Here is a 20,345-nt window from a genome sequence, read left to right on the forward strand (position 1 = left end):
GAGTACTGCGAAGCAGAAGGTGAAACGCGGTGTAGCTGTTGTAAATATGACTCAAGTATAACGCAAAAAGCCGCCAAAGTCCAATGGCTTTCCAAATAGAAATGTGCTAGCAATGTTCGCTAGCGTACAGTCAGGCGTAAAAAAGGCGAAAAGCGACGTGTTTTCGTCGTCTTTTCGCCTTCCGCCGCAGCGCCATTTTTACCACCAAACTTGGCGCGAGACAAGCGGGGCAAACGCCATCAAGCTGGCTCGGCAAACACCTTGCGCATCTTCTCGGCAATCTTGCCTTCGATAGTGGAAGCAAAGGCGCTGAGCATGAAGCCCAGCTTGATTTGCAGTTGCGCCTGCTCTTTTTCCAGGGTCAGCGAACCATCAACGCCGCTGCGCTCGAAGCGCAGCACATCGCCATCCCAGGCGCACGCCAAATCATATTCCTGGGCCAGCTTGTCGGCCACTTGCTGCGCCGCTTCGCGCGCCTTTGCCGCCGTCAGCTTATGTTGCTGAACTATATTTATATCCGCCATCAAACGATCCTTTTATTATAAAAACGGGTGCCATACGGCCAGCATCATACCAGCCGCCATGCGGCGGGCGCGGCCGAAGCTGGCGCCGGACGGCTAAAAAAGCCCGTCCTTCCCGCGCATCGCTTGCGCCGTATCAAACCGGATACGCCGAAGCGGGACGACTATTCCAGTTCCAGCTGCGCGTGTCTTGGAGAGCTACCATGGACCAGAAAGTCATCGTGCCGGTCGAAGCCGTACTGACCAAATGCGTGTCCCTGCCTGTCGGCTATGTCCCCACCCCCTCGGCGCCGTACCGCCAGCACCGCAAGAATGCGCAACTGACCCTGCAGCCGGGGCCGCCCCGCCTGACCGAGGCCACGGTGTGCAACGCGGCCGCCGTGCCCGTCGGTTCGCGCGTGCTGATCTGGAAGCAGGACCCGTCCGTCAGCGAACTGGGCACGCGCAAGACCTTCCTGCCCGGTCTGATCCTGCAAGGCCCGCGCGACGCGCGCGTCACGTTCGGCGAACCGGGCATCGCGCAGGTCAGTCCGAATGCCTTCGGCGACTTCATCGTTTCGCCCAACACCGACCAATTCGACGCCGTGCACACGTTTGCCATCGTGCGCATGACATTGACCATGTACCAGCGCGCGCTGGCCAGCAACGACACGGCGCCGCCCCTGCCCTGGCAATGGAATAGCGCCAGCAACACGGCACCGCTGCGTGTGTTCCCGCACGGCTTGCCCAATGTCATGAATGCCTATTACAGCCGCAGCGACAAGGCGCTCAAGTTCGGCGATTTCATCCCCAGCGGCGCCACCGAGCGCGTCTACACCTGCCGCTCGCTCGACATCGTCTCGCATGAAACGGGGCACGCCGTGCTCGATGGCCTCAAGCCCAACTGGCTGCTCAGCAACAACCCGCCGCAGACGGGCGGCTTGCACGAATCGTTCGGCGACCTGACGGCCATCTTCCTGGCCCTGTCGCAGCTGGACCAGGTGGAAGCGGTCATCGCGCAAACGAAATCCGACTTGCACGACAAGACGTTTCTGGCTGATCTGGCCGAGCAGTTCGGCCTGGCCCTGGGCCGGCCGAACGGCTTGCGCAATGCCGACAACGACATCAAGTTGTCGGAGGCAGGCACGGAAGTGCACGCCATCTCGCAAGTGTTTACGGGCGCCATCTACGACATCCTGGCCGACATCTTTGCCCACGAACGCCAGCCACAGCTGGAAGACGACGCGGCCGTGCTGCACCGCTGCGGCGACTACCTGCGCAGCCTGGTCCTGCGCGCCCTCGTGGCATCGCCCGACCAGGCCGCCACCTACGCCGACGTGGCCGGCCACATGCTGACGATCGCCGAGACCGATGGCAACAGCGCCTACCTGGACTTCATCCGCAACAGCTTTACCGTGCGCGAAGTGCTCAAGGCCAATGCCATGACGGAGGATGGGCAGATGACATTTGCCCCCGCTGTCGTCGACGAAGACGACGCCGTGCAAGACAGGCGCGCCTGCTGCGGTACCATGAACCATGCGGAATACAGCGAGTCGGATCAATTGCTCGAAGCGGAGCGTGAAGCCCTGGCCGCCTGGTGCCGCAGTTACGGCCCCAAATAGACAGCACTGCAGCGCACCAGCGCGCCCTATCCAGGCCTGCCGGAACAGCGGCAGGCCGTGGCGCGTCCCACCACCACCCCAACAGCAAGGAGCAGCATGAAAATTTCAGCCCGCAGCAGCGGCGGCTTTGCCGGCCTGAGTGAACAGTACGAGATCGATACGCAAGCCCATCCGGCTGGCCCCGGGCTGGAAGCGGCACTGGCCAGCAGCGGCTTTTTCACGCACGCGCAGGCGGCGGGCGAACAGGTGGGCGCCGATATTCCCCACTGGCAGATCACCGTCGACGCGCCCAACGCGCGGCGCACCATCACGTTTGCCGAGGATGGCAGTGCTGAAAATGCACGTTGGCAGCAATTGCTGAAGCAAATACGCGCCAGCGCCTGATAGTTTCGGCACGATTTGGCACTTATTTTTACCGATCTTGATTTGGGTAAAACAAAAACACCACACGGCAAGCCAGCGCGCCGCCCGCCCCGCACCCTGCCGCATCGGGCGACTGTCGCTTTCTTGCCGCGTTCTTCATCGCAACGTCCCGGATAGTCGCTGAATTGCCCGCTCTGTGTGGCAACGCCACTGCCAAAAAATGAATTTGCTTATATGTATTGTATATAAGCGGGATTTGTGAGAAATAGCGAATTGCCTTAAAATACAATGCTTTGCTTTAGTACGCGCCGCCGAGGTTCCTGCAGGCGCTACAGCACCTCCCCCAAATTGATAGGACTGTTATGACCCACGTTGTCACCGAATCCTGCATCGCCTGTCGCTATACCGACTGCGTCGATGTCTGCCCGGTAGATTGTTTCCGGGAAGGCCCAAACTTCCTGGCAATCGATCCGGACGAATGTATTGACTGCGCCGTCTGCGTGGCAGAGTGCCCGGTGAACGCGATTTTCGCGGAAGAAGACGTGCCGGGCGACCAGCAAGCCTTCATCAAGATCAACGTCGATCTGGCGCGTAACTGGCCGTCGATCACCAAGACGAAGGCTGCCTTGCCGGAAGCCGAGCAATACAAGGACGTCAAGGACAAGCTCGACATGCTGGTGCGCTAAGCGCACGGCAGCTGCGGCGGCGATTCTTGCGGGGGAGGCTCTTCCCCGCAGGGGCGTAGCGGCAAAAAAACAGACAAAAAGCAGCGGAAACGCTGCTTTTTTTGCTTTTAAAGCATGGTTGCAGGTCTATCCATGCAAGTGTGGCGCGCTGTCACAACTATGCGCAAACTGTGGATCTATGCGCGGTAAAGCACATTTTGTCCTCAACAAATATCGTAAAATTGGATTATGATATTTGAGCCGATATTGGCGCTTGGAATCAAACAAGGACTCTATATGCTTTACCAACTGCACGAACTGCAACGCTCTTTCCTCACTCCGGTGATGCAATGGGCAGACATGTCCTCCAAGTTATTTACCAACCCGGTTTCTCCACTGGCCCACACCCCGTTTTCGCAACGCATCGCAGCCGGCTACGAGCTGATGTACCGCCTTGGCAAAGACTACGAAAAACCGCAATTCGACATCCAATCCGTTCTCGTCAAAGGCGAGAGCGTCGACATCCGCGAACACGTTGTCGTGACAAAACCGTTTTGCCGCCTGATTCACTTCAAAAAAGAAACCACTGGTTTGCAACAGCCCAAAGTTTTGCTGGTTGCCCCCCTGTCCGGTCACCACTCGACCCTGCTGCGCGACACCGTGCGCGGCTTGCTGGCCGAGCACGATGTCTACATCACCGACTGGACGGACGCGCGCATGGTACCGCTGACGGAAGGCCCGTTCCACCTGGACGACTACATTTATTATGTGCAGGAATTCATTCGCCTGCTGGCGCCTGACTTGCACGTGATTTCCGTCTGTCAACCGACCGTGCCCGTGCTGGCCGCCATCTCGCTGATGGCGACGGCAAAAGATCCACACATGCCGAAAACCATGACGATGATGGGCGGCCCGATCGATCCGCGCCGCTCGCCCACGCAAGTGAACAACCTGGCGACGGAAAAGAAATTCTCGTGGTTTGAAAACACCGTGATCTACGCGGTGCCGCCGAACTACCCGGGCTTTGGCCGCAAGGTGTATCCGGGCTTCCTGCAGCACGCCGGTTTCATCGCCATGAACCCGGGCCGCCACGCGCAAAGCCACCGCGAGTTCTACATGCACCTGGTGACGGGCGACGATGAGCCGGCGGAAGGCCATCGCCAGTTCTACAACGAGTACAACGCCGTGCTGGACATGCCGGCCGAGTACTACCTGGAAACGATTAAAACGGTTTTCCAGGAATTCAGCCTGCCGATGGGCACGTGGAAAGTGGGCGGCCAGCTGGTGCGTCCGCAAGACATCACGAACGTGGCGCTGTTCACGGTAGAAGGCGAACTGGACGACATTTCCGGCGCCGGCCAGACGCAGGCGGCGCATGATTTATGCTCCGGCATTCCTGCCGAGATGCAACAAGACTTCGTGGCGCCGAAATGCGGCCACTACGGCATCTTCTCGGGCCGCCGCTGGCGCGAAATCATTTGCCCGAAAATCGGCGAATTCATTCAGAAACACGGCTGATACACGGCATCTCCATCAAAACGCCACGCCAGTTCACACTGGCGTGGCGTTTTTTTTAGGCACGTGCAACAGCGGCGCCGCACGTCAAGGGGAGGACGGGGCCGTGGCCAGGCTCTGGTCGAGCCGCTTCCAGTAATCGCGTTCCAGCCGGGCCGTGTCGATATCGCGCGCCGCCTCGTTGAAGCGCTTTTGCCGCGCAGCACCTTCGGCATCGCGCTGGAAGCACACGTAGACGGGGCGCTCCTTGAAGACGGTATCGATGATGGCGATGCGTTCCCGTTCGGCCTTGCTGAAGTTGCGTCCCATCAGCAAGTGCTGCAGGACATGGCGCTCGATGACGATCACGCGGTAACGCTTGATCAACAGCTTCTTCAGATTCGTCGCGTCGTTCAAGCCCTCTTCTGTCTTCAGTTCGCCGCGCGCCACCATGCCATCGAACTGTTCTCCATTCGAATAACCGGCCACGGTGCCGATGCGCAGCTTGCCCAGATCGGCCAGGGTGGCGCCGGGCGCGCCATCTTCCTTCAAATAGGCCAGCACGCCCTGCGTATTGCCAACCGGCACAGAAAAGTGGCAGAGCTTTTCCCGTTCCGGCGTGCGCCAGACGGCCAGCAGCCCGGCGTAGCGGGGGCTGGCCAGGCCGAACTGCATGGCGCGCTTCCAGGGGAAATATTCATATTTAACTGCATAGCCGAGGCGCTCGAAGACGGCGCTGACCATGGCGCCCGACATGCCGTCGGCAGGCAGGCTGCGGGTAATGAAGGGCGGCCAGTCTTCCGCCGCGAAGCGGACGATGCGCGAGCTGGCAGCGCCCGGCGCCGCCATGGGCGAGGCCGCCTGCCCGTACGCAAGGGCAAGTGTAGAGTGCATGAGCAAACAGAAGGGCAAACCAACTGTCCGGAGGAAACGCATGTTTGGCTCCTATGGCCTGGCGCGCATTGCAATGCAGGCGCGGCAACAGGACTGGCGGTCGGCTTTTGATAACTAACTTGATAAAATCATGCTCCCACAAAAAAAAGAAATTGCAAAGTTGTTTATTTGCACTTTGACATTCCCAAGGGAAATAAAATACGATTGCGGCGCGTCTGCAACAGCCCGCCTTGGTGCACCTTATCCCCTCTTGCAAAACAGGTTTTTACTTGTGCGCGCCCCGGATGGCCGATAATGGCGTTTTACCGTATCGAAGATGACCGTGCCGCACCCTGCCCCTCCCTCACTTGCCGACCAGATCGAAGACTTGCTGCCGCAAACGCAATGCACCAAATGCGGCTACAACGGCTGCCGCCCGTATGCGGAAGCGATAGCCGCCGGCAGCGCCGACATCAACCAGTGCCCACCGGGCGGCGTGCAAGGCATCGCGCGCCTGGCCGGCTTGCTGGGCAAAAAAGTCATCCCGCTCAATCCCGTCAACGGCCTCGAGCGTCCGCGATCTGTCGCCTATATCGACGAATCGCTGTGTATCGGCTGTACCCTGTGCATCCAGGCCTGTCCCGTGGACGCCATCGTCGGCGCCGCCAAGCAGATGCATACGGTGGTCACTAGCCTGTGCACGGGTTGCGACCTGTGCGTGGCGCCCTGCCCCGTCGACTGCATCGTCATGTACCCGGTCAGCGGGGACGCCACGGGCTGGGATGCCTGGAGCCAGGCAGAGGCCGATGACGCGCGCGCGCGCCACGATTTCCGCACGCAGCGCCTGCGCCGCGAAGCCGAGGCCAACGACGCGCGCCTGGCCGCCAAGGCCGTCGCCAAGATGCAGGAAGTGACACAGGAAGTGCCCGTCACGCCAGATGAACAGGCAGAAAAGGAGCGCAAGCGCGCCATCATCGCCGCCGCCATGGAGCGCGCGCGCGCCAAGGCCGCTGCCGCCAGCACGGACACCTCCCCGCCAGCCCCCAACACGCCGAAAAAAGACGCATGAACGCCGCCAAACGCCTGGAAATCTTTACGCGCTTCCGCGCCGCCAATCCATCCCCGAAAACGGAACTCGAATACACGACGCCGTTCGAGTTGCTGATCGCCGTGCTGCTGTCGGCGCAAGCAACGGACGTGTCCGTCAACAAGGCGACCCGTTTGCTGTATCCGGTCGCCAATACGCCGGCCAAGATACTAGCCCTAGGCGTTGACGAGCTGACCAGCTACATCCGCACCATCGGCCTGTTCCGCACCAAGGCGAAGAACGTCATCGCCACCTGCCAGATCCTGCTCGAGCAGCACGGCGGCGAAGTGCCGCGCGACCGCGCCTCGCTGGAAGCCTTGCCCGGCGTGGGCCGCAAGACGGCCAATGTGGTCATGAACACGGCGTTTGGCGAACCGACGATGGCCGTCGATACGCACATCTTCCGCGTCTCGAACCGCACCGGCATCGCACCGGGCAAGAATGTCGATATCGTCGAGCAAAAGCTATTGAAGTTCGTACCGAAAGAATTCCTGCACGACGCCCACCACTGGCTGATTCTGCACGGCCGCTACACATGCACGGCACGCAAGCCGCAATGCTGGAACTGCATGATCGCCGACCTGTGCGATTACAAGGACAAGTCGCCGATGCCGGCTGTGGTGTAGTCAAAAAAAAACGGCCCGAATGGGCCGCTGTGATTACGTCGTAGGTCGGATTAGCGCGCAGCGCGTAATCCGACAGGACGCGGCAACAATGTTGTCGGATTACGCTACGCTAATCCGACCTACAGCAACACCATATTGTCGCGGTGAATCAGCTCATGGCCTTCCATGTAGCCGAGTATCGCCTCGATCTCGGTGGACGGCTTGCGCATGATGCGGCGCGCTTCGCCGCTCGTGTAGTTCGACAGGCCGCGCGCCACGGGCACGCCGTCCGCGTCGACGCAGGTGATGACGGCGCCGCGGCCGAACTCGCCGTTCACGCCCGTCACGCCGATCGGCAACAGCGACTTGCCTTCCTGGCGCAGCTTTTGCACGGCGCCCGCGTCCAGCACGACGGCGCCGGCCGTATGCAGATGATCGGCCATCCACTGCTTGCGCGCCGTCAATTGCCCCGTTTGCGCCCGCAGCTCCGTGCCGATCGCTTCGCCCTGGGCGAGACGGCTGAGCACGTCGCTGTCGCGGCCCCAGGCGATGATCGTATGGGCGCCGGACTTGGCGGCGCGCTTGGCGGCAAGGATTTTCGTCAGCATGCCGCCGCGTCCCAGGCTGCTGCCGGCGCCGCCGGCCATCGCTTCCAGGGCCGGGTCGCCGGCGATGCCTTGCGTGATCAGGTAGGCGTTCGGGTCCTTGCGCGGGTCGGCCGAGAACAAGCCGTGCTGGTCCGTCAGGATGACGAGCGCATCGGCTTCGATCAGGTTGGCGACCAGGGCGCCCAGGGTGTCGTTGTCGCCGAACTTGATTTCATCGGTGACGACCGTGTCGTTTTCATTAATGATCGGCACCACGCCCAGGCGCAGCAGGGTCGTCAGGGTGGAGCGGGCATTGAGGTAGCGTTCGCGGTCGACCAGGTCGGCGTGCGTCAGCAGCACTTGCGCCGTGCCGAGGCTGTGGGCGCGGAAGCTGCTTTCATAGATTTGCGCCAGGCCCATCTGGCCGACGGCGGCGCACGCCTGCAATTCGTGGATATCGGTGGGGCGCTCCTCGAAACCGAGGCGCAGCATGCCTTCGGCGATGGCGCCGGAGCTCACGAGCACGACTTCCTTGCCCAGGGCGCGCAAGCCGGAAATCTGCGCGGCCCAGCGCGCGATGGCGGCATGGTCGAGCCCGCGGCCGTCGTTGGTGACCAGCGAGGAGCCGACTTTGATGATGATGCGGGTAGCTTTTTGAATCACGGAATCCATGGGGCGGCGCTCTTCACTTAATAGACGTCAGCGCGCAGGACGCAGCAGCAGCAAGGCCAGCCCCGCCGTCAGCTCCATTGCGCACATGAACAACACAAAACCCTGGGGCAAGCCGAAGCTGATGGCCGCGAACAGACGGCCGGCGGGCTGCGCCAGGACCAACATTGCAGTGATATCGCCGAGGTCAGGCGGTTCGCCCTGCCGTGCCGCGAACAGCGCCAGGAGTGCGGTAGCGCCCCAGACACCGACATGCGTAGCGTAGAACTGGCTGTAGCCATTGACGCCATTGAGGAAGATGCCCATGCCGGCCGCCATTGCATCGGCGAACAGCAGACAGGCGACCGCGCTCAGCCCGTAAGCATACGCGATCAGATGCAATACACGGCGCTGCCACGCTTGCTTGCGCGCGGACGCGGCAGCGACCGTTTGTACCGACATCAGGATAAAGCCTTAGTCGAGGATCTTGAAACGCGGATCATCCGGGTCGATCGACGAGATACCGCGTGCTTCTTCGGTCATCTGCGTTTCTTCGGCACGGCTTTCGCTGTGTTTCTTCTCTTCCAGATGCTGGTAAATCGCGTTCACCAGTTCCGGGCAACCCTGATGGTTCAGCGCGGAAATCTCGAAGACGGGACCCTTCCAGGCGAAACGCTTGAGGAAGTCCTTGACGATCTTCTTGCGCTCTTCTTCCGGCACCATGTCGAGCTTGTTCAACACCAGCCAGCGCGGCTTGTCGACCAGCGACTCGTCGTACTTTTTCAATTCCTTGACCAGCGCCTTGGCTTCCTTGACAGGATCGACGTTGGTTTCAAACGGCGCCAGGTCGACGATGTGCAACAGCAGACCCGTACGCTGCAAGTGACGCAGGAATTGATGGCCCAGGCCCGCGCCTTCGGAAGCGCCTTCGATCAAGCCGGGAATATCGGCGATCACAAAGCTCTTCTCGTGCGACACGCGCACCACGCCCAGGTTCGGGTGCAGAGTGGTAAATGGGTAATCGGCAATTTTCGGACGCGCGTTCGAGACGGCCGAAATGAAGGTCGACTTGCCGGCGTTCGGCATGCCCAGCAGGCCAACGTCAGCCAGCACTTTCAATTCCAGGCGCAGTTCGCGGCGTTCGCCTTCCTTGCCCTCGCCTTTTTGGCGTGGTGCGCGGTTGGTCGAGGACTTGAAGTGGATATTGCCCCAGCCGCCTTCGCCGCCCTTGGCCAGCATTTCGGTCTGGCCGTGCTCGGTCAGGTCAGCCAGGATTTCGCCGCTCGCGTTGTCGATGATCAAGGTGCCGACCGGCATGCGCAGGTGGATGTCATCGGCGCCCTTGCCATAGCAATCTGCGCCACGGCCAGGCTCGCCATTGCGAGCCTTGTGCATTTTGGAGAAGCGGAAATCGACGAGCGTGTTGATATTGCGGTCGGCGACTGCCCAAATGGTGCCGCCCTTGCCGCCATCGCCGCCATCGGGACCGCCGAAAGGCCGGAATTTTTCACGGCAGAAAGAGGCGCAGCCGTTGCCGCCATCGCCCGCGATGACTTCGATTTTTGCTTCGTCGATAAACTTCATAATTTTGCCGCCATAAAACTAAAAAGGCTCTACCTTGGGCAGAGCCTTTCGATTGAAGGCTTGCGCCTTACATCATGCGATCATTGCGGAGCGAACTGGCTCCGCGATGAATTACGCTGGTACTGCTGCGTTAGGTACAACGGTCACGAATTGCTTCGAGCCAGCACCTTTGACAACGAACTTCACTTTGCCCGCGATCAGCGCGAACAACGTGTGGTCCTTGCCCATGCCTACGCCTTCGCCGGCGCGCACTGGGGTGCCGCGTTGACGAATGATGATGCCGCCAGCATTGATAGCTTGGCCGCCGTAGACTTTAACGCCCAGACGTTTTGATTCTGAATCACGGCCGTTTCGCGTTGTGCCGCCGCCTTTTTTATGTGCCATTTAAGACTCCTTGATAGCTGATTAATTCAAACAGCGGCGATTAGCCGTTGATCGAAACGATTTGGATTTCGGTAAAATTCTGGCGATGGCCTTGATGCTTTTGGTAGTGCTTACGACGACGCATCTTGAAAATTTTGACCTTATCATGGCGACCATGCGCCACAACCGTAACCAGTACCGTTGCACCTTCGACCAATGGAGCACCAAACTTGATGCTGTCGCCCGCGCCTACTGCGAGAACTTGATCGATGGTGATTTCGGAACCAATGTCTGCCGGTATCTGTTCTACTTTAAGTTTTTCGCCAGCGACAACTTTGTATTGTTTGCCACCGGTTTTTATGACCGCGTACATGATTTGAAACCTCATCAAATGTTGAAAGAATTTGTCCCATTGCCGTGCAAAGCAAGCCGTACACAACAGGGGGAACCAGCGATTATACACGGACTGAGAAATTGCGTCAAAAACTATTCACAAAGGCCGATGATCGTGGTATGTCGGCAACCCGGCCATCCTGTCAGGCTTGCGCCAGGCGGACAGCAAAACGCGCGCCAGTGCCAACAAGATCAATCAATTGCCCTACAGTCATAGGCAAACGTCACGCACGCGCAAGCCTTGTCGTATAATCGCGGCACCCACAATCTAATGCAGGTTCGCCTTGTCTGACGCTAACAAACACGTTAACCAAAACACCATCGTGCAAACGATTGCCGCCGATATGGACGCAGTCAATACGGTGATCCGCCAAAAGTTGCACTCCGATGTGATTCTGATCAACCAGATCGCTGAATACATCATCAGCGCAGGCGGCAAACGCATCCGTCCCGTGCTGATTTTGCTGGTGGCCAATGCCCACGCCTATCGGGGCACGGCGCACCATGAACTGGCCGCCGTGGTCGAATTCATCCACACCGCCACCCTGCTGCACGATGACGTCGTCGACGAATCGTCGATGCGCCGCGGACGCCAGACGGCCAATGCCCTGTTCGGCAATGCCGCGTCGGTGCTGGTGGGCGACTTCCTGCACTCGCGCTCGTTCCAGCTGATGGTGTCGCTCAATAATATGCGCGTCATGCAAATCCTCTCCGACGCCACCAACGTGATCGCCGAAGGCGAAGTGCTGCAATTGCTGAACATGCACGATCCGGACGTGACGCAAGAAAGCTATTTGAACGTCATCCGCTCGAAGACAGCCAAGCTGTTCGAAGCGTCGGCGCAACTGGGCGCCCTGATCGCCGGCGCCAGCGAAGACGATATCGAAGCGGCAGCCGAATACGGCCGCTCGCTGGGTACGGCGTTCCAGCTGATCGACGATGTGCTCGACTATGCAGGCGACGCCGCCGAAATCGGCAAGAACGTGGGTGACGACTTGCGCGAAGGCAAACCAACGATGCCGCTGATCTGGCTGATGGAAAACGGTACGCCGGAACAGCGCGAACTGGTGCGCAGCTGCATCGAGCAAGGCGACGAACAGCATTTCGATACCGTCCTGACGGCCATCACCAGCAGTGGCGCCCTCGACTACACGCGCAAGCAGGCGGAAATCGCCGGCCAGCGCGCCGCCGACGCCATCGCTGGCTGGCCGGACAGCGTCTACAAGCAATCGATGCTGCAACTGTGCTCGTTTGCCGTGGACCGCAATCACTGATCGCGTTTTACTCTCCATAATACAAAACGGCGCCAATGGCGCCGTTTTTTTATGCGCGCCTATTTCACCGGCTTGCCATCGGCGCCGACCACGGCCTGGCCATCTTCCTTGGCAAACGCCCCTTGCTGCGGCAGCGGCAGAATCTCCAGCGCCTTTTCCGACGGCCGGCACAGGCGCACACCCAGTTCCGTGACGACGATGGGACGGTTGATCAAGATAGGATGGGCTTGCATGGCGTCCAGCAGGGCAGCATCGCTCAGCTCAGGATTGGCCAGGCCCAGTTCGTCGTACAGGGCGCCCTTGTCGCGCATGACGGCGCGCACGGACAGGCCCGCGCGCTTGATCAGGTCGACCAGTTCCTCGCGCGAAGGCGGATGCTTGACGTAATCGATGATGACGGGCTCGACGCCCGTGTTGCGGATCAGGGCCAGAGTATTGCGCGACGTGCCGCACGCCGTGTTGTGATAAATCGTGATCGTCATGTCGTGATGTCCTTCAATAAATGTGGTTCGCTGACGCAGCAAGGCGCGCCAGCACAGCAGTTCTCGGTCAAAAAGGCCAGCAAGCCGTTCATGCCCGCATAATTAGCAGAGTAGATGATGGAGCGGCCCGCCTTGCTCGCCGTCACCAGATTGGCATGCGCCAGTTCTTTCAGGTGAAACGACAGCGACGATGGCGCGATCGCCAGCGCTTCGGCGATTTTCGTCGCGGCCATGCCTTCCGGCCCCGCTTGCACCAGCAGGCGGAACACGGCCAGCCGCGATTCCTGCGCCAGCGCGGCCAGCGCTGCGATGGCGGCCGCGCTCGTCAGTGGCTCGGCTTGCGCCGCGATTGATTTTTCATTTTCCATACTTCAATAATAGTCGAATTATTGAATCACTTCAAGCGAGGTGTCTTACGTAACCCAGCGCACCGACTGTTATGGCCTATCGGTCTACCTTGATGAAAAAATCACTGCGATTGGCATCCTCATGACACGCTCAACCCCGCTCAAAATCCTCGGCTGGAGCCTGGCCGCCCTGCTCGCCCTGATCACCATCGTCGTCATCTTCGTGCTGACCTTCGACTGGAACCGCGCCCGCCCCTACATCAACGAAAAGGTGTCGAAAAGCACGGGCCGCAGCTTCGTCATCGGCGGCGACTTGCAGGTGAAATGGCAGCAGGGGCTGAAGACGGAGCCGGGCTGGCGCCGCTATGTGCCGCGCCCCGTCATCAGCGCGCAGGACGTGCGCATGAGCAACCCGGACTGGGCGACGGCCGGCCCGCAACTGGCCAGCGCGAAACGTATCGACGTGGCCATCCATCCCTTGCCCCTGTTGCAGCATCGCGTGGTACTGACGGACCTGGCGCTCCAGGCGCCCAACATTGCCCTGCAGCGGCGCGCCGATGGCAGCAACAGCTGGACCTTGAAAGACAACGGCCCTTCGGCATGGGATTTGGAAATCCAGCGCATGGCCTTCGGTGACGGCGTCATCCGCTATCTGGACGAGGGTATCGCCCTCGACGTGCACGCCAAGGTCAGCTCGACGGCGCCCGACGCCACACCCGGCGATGCGCCAGGCAATGCGCCCGTGCAGAAATACGGCATCGCATTCACCCTGGGCGGCAGCTACCGCAAGGCGCCCGTGACGGGCGGCGGCAAGGCGGGGGCCGTGCTGTCATTGACCGACAACAACACCGTGTATCCCATTCAGGCGCATGCCGTGCTGGGCAAGAACAAGGCCAGCATCGATGGCACGCTGACGGACCCGCGCTCGCTGTCCGGCATCGATTTGCAGCTGAGCCTGGCCGGCGCCAGCATGGCCGACCTGTACCCGCTGACGGGCGTGCTGCTGCCGGAAACGCCGGACTACGCCACCAAGGGTCGCCTGCTGGGCAAGAAGGACGGCGCCAGCTGGAACTGGACCTATCAGAATTTCAAGGGCACGGTAGGCGAGAGCGACCTGGCCGGCACCCTGCAATACCTGCCGCGCCAGCCGCGGCCCTTGCTGCGCGGCGAAGTGGCGTCGCAGCAGCTGCGCCTGGAAGACCTGGGCCCCACCATCGGCGCCGACAGCAATGCGCGCAAACAGGCGCGCGGCAGGGCGCCCGTGCAGCCCGGGAATAAAGCCTTGCCCGTGGAACAGTTCAACACGGCCAAATGGGATGCGCTCGACGCCGACGTGAAGTTCACGGGCAAGAAACTGGTGCGCACGCACGATATCCCGCTCAACGGTATCGTCGCCAACATCCGCATGAAAGACAAGGTGCTGAGTTTGACGCCGCTCAATTTCGGCATGGCCGGCGGCAATATCACCTCGAACATCACGCTCGACGGCCGTCAAAAGACCATCGCCGCGCAAGCCAAGGTGGCGGCGCGCCACCTCAAGATACGCGAACTGTTTCCCAAGCTGCAATCGATGCAAGCGAGCTTCGGCGAAGTGTATGGCGACGCGGCACTGACGGGCCACGGCAATTCTGTCTCGGCCATGCTGGCCAGCGCGAATGGCGAACTGGCAGCCACCGTCAGCGAAGGCTCCGTCAGCCAGTTCATGCTGGAACTGGCTGGCCTGAACCTGGCCAATGCCGTCTTCGTGAAAATCTTTGGCGACAAGCAAGTGCACCTGAACTGCCTGGCCAGCGACTTCGCCGTGACGAATGGCCAGGCCGACGTGCGCCGCTTCGTGCTCGACACGGACACGGCCGTCGTCAATGTCACGGGCAACGTCAACCTGGCCACCGAAACCCTGGACCTCGACGTGCGCCCCCGTACCAAGGGCGCCCGCATCATCACCCTGCGCACGCCGCTGTACGCAAAAGGCACGTTCAAGAACCCGGACGTGGGCCCGCAAAAAGGCCCGCTGGCATTGAAAGCCGGCGCCGCCGTGGCCCTGGCCACCGTCGTCACGCCGCTGGCCGCCCTGCTGCCGCTGGTCAACGTCGACAAAGCCCCCGACACGGACTGCGCCGCCGTCATGGCGCAAGCGAACGCCACCCGCAAGGCCCCGACTTCGCCCGCAACGAATGCGCCAGCGAAAAAAGTGAGCGAAGCGGAAATCAAGAAGGCGCAGCAGGAAAAGAAATAAGCAGGCTTGCAACAAACAGGCTTGATACAGCCGCTTGAAACCCGCCCCGCCATCTGCTGTAATGAAGAAAAGCGGGGTGTGGCTCAGCCTGGTAGAGCGCTGCGTTCGGGACGCAGAGGCCGGAGGTTCGAATCCTCTCACCCCGACCAAAATACCCTTGAAAAACAATTACTTACCTCGCGGTCATTTTCTTGCTAATGCGATACGGTGGCAAATCAGTGGCAGCTATCATATGACGGGCAAGTGATTGAAAAAACAAGGCCTATTTGCAGGGACATTGTCTACTCGATAGTGCATGCTCCCCGTTTGACTCTATACGGTACTCCACAACTTCATGGAGTACGGACATGGCGTCCATCGAGAATCGCTCGCACTACCAAGTCGCGGTCAAGAACCGCGACGATCTCACGCAGACCTTCCCCCACGACAAGTTGGAAAAAGCGGAAGCTTACCGCCAGTCGCTGAAGGCGCAAAAACTCAAACCCAAGCTGATCCCCTTGGATAATCATTACATGATTCGCATCCGTAAAAAGGGTCTTAAGGAACAGGTGCTGTACGCAAACTCCCTGAAGGAGGCCGAACTTGTAAGGGCTAAACTGCAGGTCGAACACAGCCAAGGTATCCTTATCGACTACTCAAAAGGCCAGAACACCACGCTCGCGGAACTGATGATCCGCTACCTGCACGAAGAGGCGCCACGCAACAAGAGCTTCGAGATTGATGCCTACAAAATCAACGCGATGCTGGAAGATGCGGGCTTGCAGAGGCAATCCATCGCGGAGATTGTCGCCAGCCATCCCAATCCCTGTGCCAAGGTCAAAGCGATGAGGATTCGCAAAGAGATTGGCAAGAAAATGCGCCCAGCAGCCTGTTCGGCTACGCGCTTCATTCTGAAGCCATTTGCGCAAATCGTCCCGGACGACCTGACTGAGTATGTTGACGAGCGTTGCCAGACGGTATCGGAATCGACCGTAGACCGGGAACTAGATATCTTCTCGGCCGTCTGCAACATCGCCATCAAAACTTGGCGCATCCATGTTCTCAACAGCCCAATGGACGGTGTAAAGCGCCCGCCATACTTTAATGAACGGGACCGCCGCCTCAAGCCTGGTGAGGAGGATCGCCTGCTGGTCGCAGCGTTTGAAGAGGATGAAAAATGGTCCCAGTCCTACTGCCATGACCAACTGGTCGCCTCCGAGCTCAAAGACATTGAAGGAAGGCCTACCCGTTATCGTTTCTGGCAAACCCGAAAGCAGCTTCTGAAAGAGGCACAAGCCACCTGGGTTCACATTCCCATGTACGAGTGCTTCGTACAGTTCCAGCTCATGACCGGGGCCAGACGCGGTGAATCTCTGTCCCTGCGCTGGGCTAACGTCGATCTCGATGTTCAGACCGCCTTCCTCCCAGAGACGAAGAACGGGCGCCCTCGCAAGCTACCACTGCGCAGAGACCTTATAGAGTTGCTTCGTCAGTTACCGCGCACCAACGAGCTCGTATTCGAGTTCAGCAATGATGCCTTGCGGAAGGCATGGACGCGCATGTGTGAGTGCGCGGGACTTACCGGCGAGTTCGACCTGCACGTCCATGATCTGCGGCACGAGGCCATCTCACGGGTCGCAGAGATCGGCAGCAACACGCCCGGCGGCTTTTCGTTGCTCGATCTCCAGGCATTCAGTGGCCACCGCGATGTGCGGATGTTGCTGCGATACGCCCATTTATGCGCGCAAGGCTTGGCGAAGCGGCTAGATGACGCGTTCCGTTCCAAGGACCCCGACAAACAATTCAACTCACATCATGGGCGCAAGCGCCTTAACCCGAAAGTAAAGGTAACGCTCAAAGACGTTATTGACCACGCAGTTGCGGAGCAGCCAGTTAGAGCATTAGAAGATCATTCGCATCAACAAACCGCGTCTATGACCACGCCTTCACCCGCAGCCGACATCCCTTCGGTGTACCCGGCGACGGCCGAGAACGCCGCTCCATCCGCAGAAAACGTCATTCACGTGAACTTCCGACGCCAAGCAGCCTAACCATTTTCACTAACGTCTTTAGTCCGCCGATCTCGGCGGGCTCATCCGGAAAACCTCCCCCCAACTAGAGGCCATTTCGTTCACCTATCTCACTTGATACTGGATGAAGATACAGTATAATAAAAAATCATTCTAAGACGTATTGAGCATGGGTAAAGAGACATCAATCGAATGGACGCATCACACCTTTAACCCTTGGTGGGGTTGTGTCAAGGTGTCTGCTGCTTGCGACCATTGTTATGCCGAGACTTGGGCTAGGCGGCTAGGCGAGGATGTGTGGGGGCCAAAGTCCGAGCGGCGCTTCTTCAGCGATGCGCATTGGAAGGAGCCACTGAAGTGGGATGCCGATGCCAAGGCTCAAGGCGTCCGGCACCGAGTATTTTGCGCGTCTATGGCTGATGTGTTTGAAAACCGTGCCGATCTCATTCCCCATCGACTGCGCTTGTTTGAACTGATAAAAAACACTCCACATTTGGATTGGCTTTTACTTACAAAGCGAATTCATCTTGTAAAAAAACAACTACCGAAGGGATATCAGTTCCCGTCCAATGTATGGCTGGGCGCAACAGTCGAAAATCAAGCCTCTGCGGGTAAGCGAATTAAGTATCTACTCGAATTCACTTCGCCAGCCGTTCGATTCTTATCTTGCGAGCCGCTACTAGGGCCTCTCGACATCAGCGAATTTTTGCGCAAAGGTCCATTGGGTACAAAAGTGGATTGGGTGATCGCCGGCGGTGAATCAGGGCATGGTTCTCGCCCAATGGAACCACAATGGCCAGAAGATTTGCGTAAGCAGTGCAGTGCAGCGCGAGTACCATTTCATTTTAAGCAATGGGGACATTGGGCACCGATTGAGTTGGCGGGAGACGCGGTCACTCGAAAGACGGTAATTCATATTGTTCGACATGCCGGCGAAGAGATTACACTGGTCGCAGTAGGAAAGGGCAAAGCAGGCCGATCACTTGGCGGCAGGCATTGGGACCAATTCCCCAAAGTGCGCAGGGCATAAAAATTATCCCACTATTGAAAGGCTCCCTTGGCAAAGAAGCACTATGATTGGGCAAATGGTCCCGCAGAACTGGATGCCCACAGCTTAACAAAGCATGATGTCTTGGTCGGTTATCTTTGCCGTTACTTTGAGCAACGGACACTCAACGCTAGGGGGCGAGAACTCTTCCGAATTACTTTAGTAGATGGTTTCTGTGGCGGCGGTCTTTACACTGTTCGTGGTACAGGCAAAGAGGCACTAGGCTCTCCACTGCGTATGTTGAATGCTGTTGAGGAGGCGAAGGTTCGAGTCAATATAGGCCGTACAAAGCCTTTAAACCTTGACGTCAAATTCATCTTTATCGATAAAGATAAGAGCGCCATCGCATTTCTAACTAGAGTCCTTATTAATAGGGGCTACGGCGCGGCTATTGGCACGTCGATCCACTTAATTCACGAGGAATTTTCTGTCTCGTCGCCGGCAGTCATGAATTTAGTCAAAAATCACACTCCGAGAGCGGGGAAAGCACTCTTCTTTCTTGATCAATACGGATATAAAGACGTACCGGCTCCGCTTATTCAATCCATATTCGCTACTCTTCCGCACAGCGAAGTCGTGTTAACCTTTCATGTATCGTCATTTGCCACTTATACCAATGACGAGTTTACAGATCATGTCAGTTCAAAGTTAGCAATCGATATCCGGTCGGCGCTAGGTGGCCGATCAATTGAGGAACTCAAGAACAACGACGCGGATTGGCGCAGGCTTATTCAGGGAGCACTTTATCAAGCTTTAGTTAAGAACTGCGGCGCCAGATTCTTTACGCCTTTCTTTATCAGAGGAGAAGGTAGCGGTCACGGTGAATATTGGCTCGTTCATCTGTCGCAGCACCATCGCGCTCAGGATGTAATGAAACAGGTACATTGGCAGCACCAAAACCATTTCATTCACTACGGCGGTGCTGGTCTGGACATGTTAGCGCCACATACCATGGGCTTCCGCCAAGAATTTACTGGTGGCTTTCAGTTTGACGATGTCGCTCTCAATCAATCCAACAAAGCACTCCTGCAGCAACTCGCCGACCATATCTTTGCGAAGAACCAGCCAACCACTATTGGAGATTTGTACGCGTCGACATGCAATACCTCTCCAGCCACAACAAGCATGTATAAGGATGTTTTAGAGATTTTGGTTGGGGAGCGAGATCTTCTTGTCACCTCAAGTGAAGGAAAGCCAAAGAATTACGCCAGGTACATGAGCGATACCGACATAATAGAGCGCAGCCGCCAAACAAGCTTATTTCCTTCATCATTCGAGGCAATATAATGGCCTTCTCACTTGCACATGATATCGATCCCTTCCCCGAGCTTCCAATAGAGCGAGGCCGCAATGGTGAAGGCGTGGGAATTTGGGTACCGGAGATGAAGCATACGTTCTTGGCAAAATATATCGAAGGCACACGCCAAGCTCGAAAGAAGTTTCCTCAACGAGTATTCTTAGATTTATTTTGCGGCCCTGGGCGAATTCAAGTAAAGGGCGAGATAGCTACTCGATATGGTGGTGCATTGGTGGCTTGGCAACACTCCAGACTTGATGCTGCCGCATTTACAGAATGTTTCGTTGCCGATCTGGACAGTGCCCGAGCTACGGCGTGCGGAGAGCGTCTGCGCGCAGTCTCAGCTCCTGTGCGCGTGTTCAATGGACCAGCAGAAACTACGGTTAATACCGCTGTGGACGCCATCGCTCAAAACGCTCTTTGCCTCGCCTACCTCGACCCATACAACCTACAGTATCTTTCATTCAACATCATAGAAAAACTTGCGACGCTAAAACACGTAGATATCGCCGTGCACTTTAGCACTATGGACTTACGCAGAAATATCTTTATGGAATTCAACGAAGAAAGAACGCGGTTCGATATGACTGCGCCCGGATGGCGTGACCACATTGATCCTGCTGCGTTTGTTCGAGGGGATGCTGATGAGGCATTTTTTGATTACTGGTGCTCGTTAATTACGAATCTCGGATTTACAATTAGCAAAAGAATGCCATTAGTTCGAGGTGATGGAAACCGTCCTCTATATCACTTGGTCTTTTTCAGTAGGCACTCGCTTCCGAATCGCATATGGGGTGACGTGGCTCAGGGTCCCAATCGAGAACTAGATTTCGGTTAAATTTGGGCAACTAAAACGGCGCCCGGTCGA

21 protein-coding genes and 1 tRNA gene are annotated in these 20,345 nt (G+C 58.2%); 13 read left to right on the plus strand and 9 right to left on the minus strand.

Features of this window, described 5'->3' with window-relative positions; all coding sequences use genetic code 11:
* Positions 1–239: 239 nt before the first annotated feature.
* The gene (locus JAB6_RS14385; protein ID WP_070303356.1) at positions 240–524 is read right to left on the minus strand and encodes a polyhydroxyalkanoic acid system family protein; all 285 of its coding nucleotides are present in this window, start codon (positions 522–524) and stop codon (positions 240–242) included.
* 200 nt (positions 525–724) lie between these two features.
* Between JAB6_RS14385 and JAB6_RS14390 the strand changes: the two genes are divergently transcribed.
* The 4 genes from JAB6_RS14390 to JAB6_RS14405 all read left to right on the plus strand — a co-directional run bounded on the left by JAB6_RS14390 (position 725) and on the right by JAB6_RS14405 (position 4,668).
* The gene (locus tag JAB6_RS14390; protein ID WP_070303357.1) at positions 725–2,122 is read left to right on the plus strand and encodes a hypothetical protein; all 1,398 of its coding nucleotides are present in this window, start codon (positions 725–727) and stop codon (positions 2,120–2,122) included.
* 96 nt (positions 2,123–2,218) lie between these two features.
* Entirely contained in the window at positions 2,219–2,506 is a 288-nt protein-coding gene (locus tag JAB6_RS14395; protein WP_070303358.1) for a protealysin inhibitor emfourin, read from the plus strand.
* 341 nt (positions 2,507–2,847) lie between these two features.
* Positions 2,848–3,171 (plus strand): ferredoxin FdxA, encoded by a 324-nt coding sequence (gene fdxA, locus JAB6_RS14400; protein WP_010395176.1) that lies wholly within the window; start codon positions 2,848–2,850, stop codon positions 3,169–3,171.
* Positions 3,172–3,447: 276 nt separating this feature from the next.
* On the plus strand, positions 3,448–4,668 hold the full coding sequence (locus tag JAB6_RS14405) for a polyhydroxyalkanoate depolymerase (protein ID WP_070303359.1): 1,221 nt from the start codon (positions 3,448–3,450) through the stop codon (positions 4,666–4,668).
* 84 nt (positions 4,669–4,752) lie between these two features.
* Here JAB6_RS14405 and JAB6_RS14410 read toward each other — a convergent pair whose 3' ends face one another.
* Positions 4,753–5,538, minus strand: coding sequence for an ABC transporter substrate-binding protein (locus JAB6_RS14410; protein ID WP_254671623.1), 786 nt, complete (start codon positions 5,536–5,538; stop codon positions 4,753–4,755).
* Between the two features lie 316 nt (positions 5,539–5,854).
* Here JAB6_RS14410 and rsxB point away from each other — a divergent pair, with 316 nt between their 5' ends.
* Both rsxB and nth read left to right on the plus strand, forming a co-directional pair.
* Entirely contained in the window at positions 5,855–6,586 is a 732-nt protein-coding gene (rsxB, locus tag JAB6_RS14420) for an electron transport complex subunit RsxB (protein WP_070303362.1), read from the plus strand.
* Positions 6,583–7,230 carry an endonuclease III gene (nth, locus tag JAB6_RS14425; protein ID WP_034754654.1) on the plus strand — a complete coding sequence of 216 codons (648 nt, stop codon included), beginning with the start codon at positions 6,583–6,585 and terminating at the stop codon, positions 7,228–7,230. Before rsxB ends, nth begins: the two co-directional genes overlap by 4 nt.
* Positions 7,231–7,349: 119 nt before the next feature.
* Here nth and proB read toward each other — a convergent pair whose 3' ends face one another.
* From proB to rplU, 5 genes are all read right to left on the minus strand, one after another.
* Positions 7,350–8,468 (minus strand): glutamate 5-kinase, encoded by a 1,119-nt coding sequence (proB, locus tag JAB6_RS14430; protein ID WP_070303363.1) that lies wholly within the window; start codon positions 8,466–8,468, stop codon positions 7,350–7,352.
* 27 nt (positions 8,469–8,495) lie between these two features.
* On the minus strand, positions 8,496–8,906 hold the full coding sequence (locus JAB6_RS14435; RefSeq protein WP_070303364.1) for a hypothetical protein: 411 nt from the start codon (positions 8,904–8,906) through the stop codon (positions 8,496–8,498).
* A 12-nt stretch (positions 8,907–8,918) separates the two neighbouring features.
* Positions 8,919–10,028, minus strand: a complete 1,110-nt coding sequence (gene obgE, locus JAB6_RS14440) for a GTPase ObgE (RefSeq protein ID WP_034754647.1) — start codon at positions 10,026–10,028, stop codon at positions 8,919–8,921.
* A gap of 111 nt (positions 10,029–10,139) precedes the next feature.
* A complete protein-coding gene (gene rpmA / locus JAB6_RS14445) occupies positions 10,140–10,412 on the minus strand; it encodes a 50S ribosomal protein L27 (protein WP_010395157.1) in 273 nt (90 codons plus the stop codon).
* Between the two features lie 40 nt (positions 10,413–10,452).
* Entirely contained in the window at positions 10,453–10,764 is a 312-nt protein-coding gene (gene rplU, locus JAB6_RS14450; protein WP_034754730.1) for a 50S ribosomal protein L21, read from the minus strand.
* 304 nt (positions 10,765–11,068) lie between these two features.
* Here rplU and ispB point away from each other — a divergent pair, with 304 nt between their 5' ends.
* Positions 11,069–12,058 (plus strand): octaprenyl diphosphate synthase, encoded by a 990-nt coding sequence (gene ispB / locus JAB6_RS14455; protein ID WP_034754644.1) that lies wholly within the window; start codon positions 11,069–11,071, stop codon positions 12,056–12,058.
* Between the two features lie 59 nt (positions 12,059–12,117).
* Here ispB and arsC read toward each other — a convergent pair whose 3' ends face one another.
* Positions 12,118–12,540 (minus strand): arsenate reductase (glutaredoxin), encoded by a 423-nt coding sequence (gene arsC / locus JAB6_RS14460; RefSeq protein ID WP_034754642.1) that lies wholly within the window; start codon positions 12,538–12,540, stop codon positions 12,118–12,120.
* Positions 12,537–12,908: a helix-turn-helix transcriptional regulator gene (locus JAB6_RS14465; RefSeq protein WP_175444545.1), complete on the minus strand. Its 372-nt coding sequence runs from the start codon at positions 12,906–12,908 to the stop codon at positions 12,537–12,539. The genes arsC and JAB6_RS14465 overlap by 4 nt, the downstream gene beginning before the upstream one ends.
* Positions 12,909–13,029: 121 nt before the next feature.
* Here JAB6_RS14465 and JAB6_RS14470 point away from each other — a divergent pair, with 121 nt between their 5' ends.
* From JAB6_RS14470 to JAB6_RS28460, 6 genes are all read left to right on the plus strand, one after another.
* Positions 13,030–15,123, plus strand: a complete 2,094-nt coding sequence (locus JAB6_RS14470; RefSeq protein ID WP_070303365.1) for an AsmA family protein — start codon at positions 13,030–13,032, stop codon at positions 15,121–15,123.
* A gap of 72 nt (positions 15,124–15,195) precedes the next feature.
* Positions 15,196–15,272, plus strand: a tRNA-Pro gene (locus tag JAB6_RS14475).
* Positions 15,273–15,470: 198 nt separating this feature from the next.
* Positions 15,471–17,153, plus strand: a complete 1,683-nt coding sequence (locus JAB6_RS14480) for a site-specific integrase (protein ID WP_070303366.1) — start codon at positions 15,471–15,473, stop codon at positions 17,151–17,153.
* A gap of 148 nt (positions 17,154–17,301) precedes the next feature.
* Positions 17,302–18,162, plus strand: coding sequence for a DUF5131 family protein (locus tag JAB6_RS28455; protein ID WP_083292734.1), 861 nt, complete (start codon positions 17,302–17,304; stop codon positions 18,160–18,162).
* A 27-nt stretch (positions 18,163–18,189) separates the two neighbouring features.
* Positions 18,190–19,467, plus strand: a complete 1,278-nt coding sequence (locus JAB6_RS14490; RefSeq protein WP_070303368.1) for a three-Cys-motif partner protein TcmP — start codon at positions 18,190–18,192, stop codon at positions 19,465–19,467.
* Entirely contained in the window at positions 19,467–20,315 is an 849-nt protein-coding gene (locus JAB6_RS28460) for a three-Cys-motif partner protein TcmP (RefSeq protein ID WP_083292726.1), read from the plus strand. Before JAB6_RS14490 ends, JAB6_RS28460 begins: the two co-directional genes overlap by 1 nt.
* Positions 20,316–20,345 lie beyond the last annotated feature (30 nt).

The organism is Janthinobacterium sp. HH104, from assembly GCF_001758715.1.
Lineage (GTDB): Bacteria > Pseudomonadota > Gammaproteobacteria > Burkholderiales > Burkholderiaceae_D > Janthinobacterium > Janthinobacterium aestuarii.